Genomic DNA, 1103 nt, shown 5'->3' on the forward strand with positions numbered 1-1103 from the left:
TCATTTGTGAGTGCAAACTTTTTTTGCATAGCACAATTCCTTTATAAGAAGATTTAATTTTTGAATGAAAGAATTTGGTTAGAAAGCAGGCGCCCCCGCACCGCCCGTGCTTTATTTAAGCAGCGTCATTTATGGTTTTGTTATTATTACCAATATTATCATAAATTTTTTGATTGCCATCAACTATAGCATTGCCAAAGATTTTTACTGAGTCAGAAACATATACATTGTCAGAAACGACGGCATTATCGTAAACATGAGCAGCCCAATCAATACGAGCAGAGCCTAATATTTTTGCATTGCCATAAACAAAGCCCTTTACATAGGCATTATCAGCAATTTTCACATTGTCATAGATTTTTGCATCAAAAATGATATTAGCTTTATTACAAACAAAGGCATTGCCATAAACTTGACCACGAACGATAGCATTGTCATTAATTTTTGCATTGCCATAAACATGAGCATTTGCACCGAAAACCCATGCATCATCATTAACAACGGCATTGCCATAAACTTTAGCATTTCTATTAATACAAGCATTATCATGTATTTTTGCATTCTCAGAAACGACAGCATCCCAAAAAACGGTAGCATTATCATATACCCAGCAATTGCCATCATGAGAGAGATTACTTTCATTTTCGATAAAACCACCTAAATCCCCCGCCTTTACATCAGCAAAATCTCTAATGGCTTTAATGCGGTGTAAAGTAACCCCTTCAATAATCTTAGTTTCATTCGTAAATTCGTATTTTTTTGTTATAGGTAAAGAAACACAAGCGACATCAGAAATTTGAGATGCAAAATTAATCGTTTCATTGTTTTCAACACGTGTATACCAATTAATAAAAGCATTCCCATAGACTTTTGCATTGTCTCTTATAACAGCCTTATCACATACAACGGCGTTATTAAAAACACGAGCATGTTTGTAAACATAAGCATACCCACAAACCAAGGCATTATCAGCAATTTTTGCATTGTCATAAACACTAGCAAAATCAAATACCTTTGCATTATCACAAACCGTTGCATTATCGAAAACACTAGCATAATTAAAAACAGTAGCATTATCAGAAATAAGAGCATTATTATAAACG

The 1103-nt window shown here is 33.9% G+C and carries 1 protein-coding gene; it reads right to left on the bottom strand.

Features of this window, described 5'->3' with window-relative positions; translation table 11 throughout:
* Window positions 1–115 precede the first annotated feature (115 nt).
* Window positions 116–1103, bottom strand: a 988-nt coding sequence (locus PVV68_RS10510) for a hypothetical protein (RefSeq protein WP_275065400.1), incomplete at its 5' end; no start/stop codon positions are given.

It is taken from the genome of Bartonella sp. ML69XJBT (assembly GCF_028618515.1).
Lineage (GTDB): Bacteria > Pseudomonadota > Alphaproteobacteria > Rhizobiales > Rhizobiaceae > Bartonella.